The following is a 4,824-nucleotide window of genomic DNA, read 5'->3' on the forward strand; positions in this document are numbered from 1 at the left end:
TCACGTCCTGGGAGGTGTTCTGCGCCTCCCCCTCGTCCCTCTGCCGCAGGCGGAGCCCGAAGCGCGCCTCGTCGTCCGGCCGGAGGGCCGGGCCGGACGACGAGGCGTCTCGCCGGCGCGGTAACAGGGGTCAGCCGCACCGAGACGTCGATGCGGTTTCGGGGCTTGAGCAGCCGATCGCATCGCCGGCTCCGTCCAGGGACAGCAGTGCAGGTGCATGAGACTCCTCAGACGTGGTCGTTACGGTGGGGCGCGACGGCGCGAAGCGCTGCCGCTCTGGCGGAAACCCGCTCCGAGGGCTCCCCCATGACCTGTCCGGTGGTTCAGGACAGGATCGCGCACGTGACGGACACCGTGACATAGACGGGAACATCGAGGGAGTTGGTGGCCCGGTAGAACCAGGAGCGCGCACCGAAGTCGGGTCCCCAACGGCCCACCTGCACCTGGTCGACGGCTTCCAGGCCGGGGCCGCGGGAGAGGAGCCCGGCGGAATCCGCAGCGTCCCGTTCGCGCTCACACACGCCGTGATCGTCTCGCTGTCGGCCACCGCTCCCGCGACCGCGATCCCCGACCCCCCGGCGACCATTCCTATCAGTGCGCCAATAATCGGCGATCTCTTGTTGCCGTTAATCTTCACCCTTTTTAACGACATGACGTTCACCGCCAAGATGGGACACGCTCGCAGCCAGCACTAACAATCAGCTTGGAATCGACTTGTTCAGGGCTTGATCCCGCGACGGCCACGCCAAGGGCACCGCTCTACGACTGGGCCGTCGTCGAAATCGACTGCGAACGGCCAGGCCGGCATTGGTCACTGATCCGCCGGAACCGGCGCACCAGCGGGCCGGCCTTCTACCGCTGTTACGCCCCGCTGCGCTGGTCTCGCCGGCGGCGACGCCGTCAAGCCCGCGCCCGAGTCAGCCATTACCGGCGGCAAGCTCTTTACGAGCCCTGACCAGGAACCACGGCTGGAGTACTAGGCGTCCGCTCTGCTCAGGAGGCCAGGGGCGCGCCCTGGAATCGAACCTTCTCGGCTTCTGCCTCGAGGTCGTCGGTGTGGTCGCCGTTCTCGCTCTCAGCGCGGTAGTGCTCAGCGGTCAACGATGCTCTCCCCGGGTCGGATCAATCGCGGGCCGGAGCCACCATGACAGCCGTACCGATGGAAGCTCATCATGGCGCCGCCCCTCATTGTGAAGCTGCCAGGTCTCAGCAGCCGGCACCGCGGTGCCTGTTCTCAGACCCACGACTTGGGCGCTGCGGTTGTGCCTCGATGGGGGCCGGAGTCATGACCGGAAGCCGCCGTATCCGTCGGATGTGACCGATGCCGCATGGGCCAGGGGCCGGCCAATCAACCTTGCGGCGATGCCCATAACCGCAATTCAGACGGCCCAGAGGACGGGAAACGACTGCTCTTTCTCAGCAGCAAACCACCGATCACGCATTTCATCGGGCGTATCTGAAAAAGATTCACTACTCGCAGGCGCCTCCTACCGGCAAGGGGTGGCCGATTGTGGCCAGTCGGGAACTTGCTGTAAGTGGCCTATTTACATCCATTCAATGACCAGTCACCATATGACCGTGGCCACACCCCCTCGTTGATCAACGGCTGCGCCGAAAGGTCACCGAGGTCGTCAACAAATGCGATTCGGCATCTGATTGCCCCAATACGCGAGGAGAGGACGTCTCGCGTGGCGCAGTCATGGAAATTCTGCACGGCCAGCAATCCCGAATTCGTTGTGGCATAACGCCACACCAGAAGGAATGACACCGTGAGAACGACGCGAAGATTACGGGCCGCCGTGTGCGTGCTGGCGGCCGGTGCGATGCTGGTGGCCGGGGTGGGGACGGCGTTCGCCGCGCCCGGGGTCACACCCGCGAACGTGACGCTGGAACTGGCTCCGGGTGGATCGACGACGATCACCAAGACCGTGTCCACGCCGGCTGTTCCCCCCAAACCGGATATCACGTTCCTGATCGACACAACAGGGAGCATGGGCGGGGTCATCTCGAACGTGCGGACCAATGCGAACACCATCTTGTCCACCGTCGCTTCGGCGCAGCCGGACGCGCAGTTCGCGGTCGCCGAGTACAAGGACATGGGAGACGGGACGCCGTTCCGGGTGGCGCAGAACCTCACCGCCAACCAGACCGACGTCGCCAACGGTCTCAACTCGCTGGTCGCGTCGGGCGGCGGCGACTTCCCCGAGGACGGCATCAACGGCCTTTTCCAGGTCGCGTCCGGGGCGGTCGACTTCCGGCCGAACAGCACTCGGATCGTGTTGCTGATCGGGGACGCCCCCAGCCATGACCCCAGCAACGGCCATACGCTGGCCAATGCGATCAGCGCCCTGCAGGCGGCCGACATCACCGTGCTCGCGTTCGACCTGTCCGGGCTGAACTCGACCGGGCAGGCCACCGCGATCACCGATGCCACGGATGGACAGCTGTTCTCCGGCCTCAACGCCTCGGAGGTCAGCGACACCATCCTGGCGGCCCTGCACAACCTGCCGGTGACGGTCACCCACCAGCTGCGCGACTGCGATCCGAACCTGTCGGTGTCCCTGACCCCGAACAGCCGGACGGTGACCAGCGGCGATGACGCCACCTTCACCGAGGTCGTCACCGTCGGCGCCGGAGCCGCACCGGGAAGCACCCTGTCCTGCAAGGTGGACTTCCTGCTCAACGGCGTCCTGTCACCGGGCTTCACCGAGACGATCACCGAACACGTGCCGAAGGTGACTCCGTCGATTTCCACGACGCCGTCGGGCCAGGTGCCCGCGGGCGGGAACGTCTCGGACACGGCGACCCTGACCGGCGGGTACCACCCGACGGGCACCGTCGAATTCCAGCTGTTCGGACCCGGTGACACCGACTGCACGACGCCCATCGAGACTCGTACCGGGACGGTGTCGGGCAGCGGCACCGCAACGTCCGGGAACATCGCCGCGGGCGGTGTGGGCACCTACCGGTGGGTGGCCTCCTACAGCGGCGACGACGCCAACAACCCGGTCACCTCCAAGTGCGGCGACGAAGAGGTCGAGGTCGTCAAGGCCACCCCGGGCATCGCCACCACCCCGTCGGGATCCGTGCCGGCCGGTGGCGCCGTGTCCGACACCGCCACCGTCTCCGGCGGGTTCCACCCCACCGGCACCGTCAAATTCCAGCTGTACGCCCCCGGCGACACCGATTGCACGACGCCGATCGCCACCCGTACCGAGGACCTGTCCGGCAGCGGCACCGCCGCGTCCGGCAACGTGACCATCGGCGCGGCCGGCACCTACCGGTGGACCGCCACCTACAGCGGCGACGCCAACAACAACTCCGTCACCTCACCGTGCAGCGACGAACAGGTCACCGTCACACCGCAGAAGCTGACCGGACGGGCCTACGGCCTGACCGCCAGCGCCGCCCTGGCCGGCATCCAACTGGTCAACATCGCGCGCACCCCCGACACCGGCCCCATCTCCACCACGTCGACCGGCACCACCTCGGTGCCCTGCACCGCCAGCCTCAGCGGACTGATCAGCGCGCACGCCCTGTGCGCCAAGGTCGCCACCACCGAATTCCCCGGCAAGTCCGTGGCGACCGCCTCCATCGACGACACCAGCATCGGGATCACCGGCATCCCGGTGATCACCGTCGGGGCCGTCAAGTCCACCTCCACCACCACCTGTGGCGGATCCACCGGAACCACCACGATCGCCTCCCTCAAGGTCGGCAACACGGTGGTCATCTCAGAGCCCACCAATGTCCAGCCCAACACCACGGTCAACGTCGGCGTCGTGAAGCTCGTCCTCAACGAGCAGACCTCATTCACCACCCCCGACAAGGGCCTGACCGTCAACGCCGTCCACGTCACCGTCAACGCTCTCGGCCTGGCCAAGACCGACGTCGTCCTGGCCTCCGCCGAAAGCGACATCGGCAACTGTCCGTAACCCAACCCACCTGAACCGATCAACACCGAGGCCGGGCGGATCACCGTAGCTCCGCCCGGCCTCGGCCGCGCGTCAGGTTCTCGCCCGCACGGGGTTCGCTTGCTCAGGTCGACCGATAGCGCCCGTGCGTGCTGACGTGTGGCGGCGTGTCCACGAGTGAGACGCCGGGCCATTGCAGAGATCGCCGCCCATGCGACCGCCTGCGGAGCGGGCGGCGGTCCCGCCGGTGAGCCGTCAGGCGGACCGGCGGGCGAGGTCCTCCAGCACCTCGACCGCCTCGTCGGCGCGCTCGTACGGCACGAAGAGGTGGTCGTGGTGGAATCCGGCGACGACGTTGCAGCTCAGGCCCGCAGCCGCGAGTGCCTGCGCGAAGGCGGCGGTCAGGCCGACGGCTTCGAGCGCCGAGTGGACGCGCAGCGTGATCCAGCCCGCCACGTAGTCGTACGTCAGGCCTGCCGCGTCGGCGTCCCGCTGCGGCAGGACCAGCGTGAGGCCCTCCTCCTCGGCGACCGTGACGACGGGCCTGACACCCGGCGGGACGTCACCGCCGACCGTGGTGAACACGTAGCGGCCGGGGTTGAGCCGCGGGCGCATCGTGGTCAGCAGCGTGCGCAGATCGCTCTCACCGGTCACGCACCGCACCCTACAAGCGTCCACCGACACCCGAGAGAGGCCCGGAGGAGATCGGGGTCGCGCCGGACGGTGAAGCCGAGGGCCGCGAGCGCTGTGCGACCGCCGGCGGATGTCGTCGCCGGCAGCGCCGCCGCCGATCCGCATCCGGTCGTGGTCTCGGGCGTCCTCGCGGCGGTGACGCCGGAAGCGAAGTGGCGCGGCGGGCGGGGGCCGGCCCGCCCCCCGGTGGGGGGAGCGGGGGTGAAATAGGGTGAGC

The 4,824-nt window shown here is 68.0% G+C and carries 3 protein-coding genes; 1 reads left to right on the forward strand and 2 read right to left on the reverse strand.

All coding sequences use genetic code 11. The features are described 5' to 3' along the window. Window positions 1–323 precede the first annotated feature (323 nt). The gene (locus tag AB0J39_RS38155; RefSeq protein ID WP_363473879.1) at window positions 324–521 is read right to left on the reverse strand and encodes a hypothetical protein; all 198 of its coding nucleotides are present in this window, start codon (window positions 519–521) and stop codon (window positions 324–326) included. 1,248 nt (window positions 522–1,769) lie between these two features. Here AB0J39_RS38155 and AB0J39_RS38160 point away from each other — a divergent pair. Continuing rightward, window positions 1,770–3,935, forward strand: coding sequence for a choice-of-anchor P family protein (locus tag AB0J39_RS38160; protein WP_363473881.1), 2,166 nt, complete (start codon window positions 1,770–1,772; stop codon window positions 3,933–3,935). Between the two features lie 234 nt (window positions 3,936–4,169). Here AB0J39_RS38160 and AB0J39_RS38165 read toward each other — a convergent pair whose 3' ends face one another. Further along, on the reverse strand, window positions 4,170–4,568 hold the full coding sequence (locus AB0J39_RS38165; protein WP_363473883.1) for an ACT domain-containing protein: 399 nt from the start codon (window positions 4,566–4,568) through the stop codon (window positions 4,170–4,172). Window positions 4,569–4,824: the final 256 nt, after the last annotated feature.

Origin of the sequence: Microbispora sp. NPDC049633 (assembly GCF_040675265.1) — a bacterium.
GTDB classification, from domain to species: Bacteria; Actinomycetota; Actinomycetes; order Streptosporangiales; family Streptosporangiaceae; genus Microbispora; species Microbispora maris.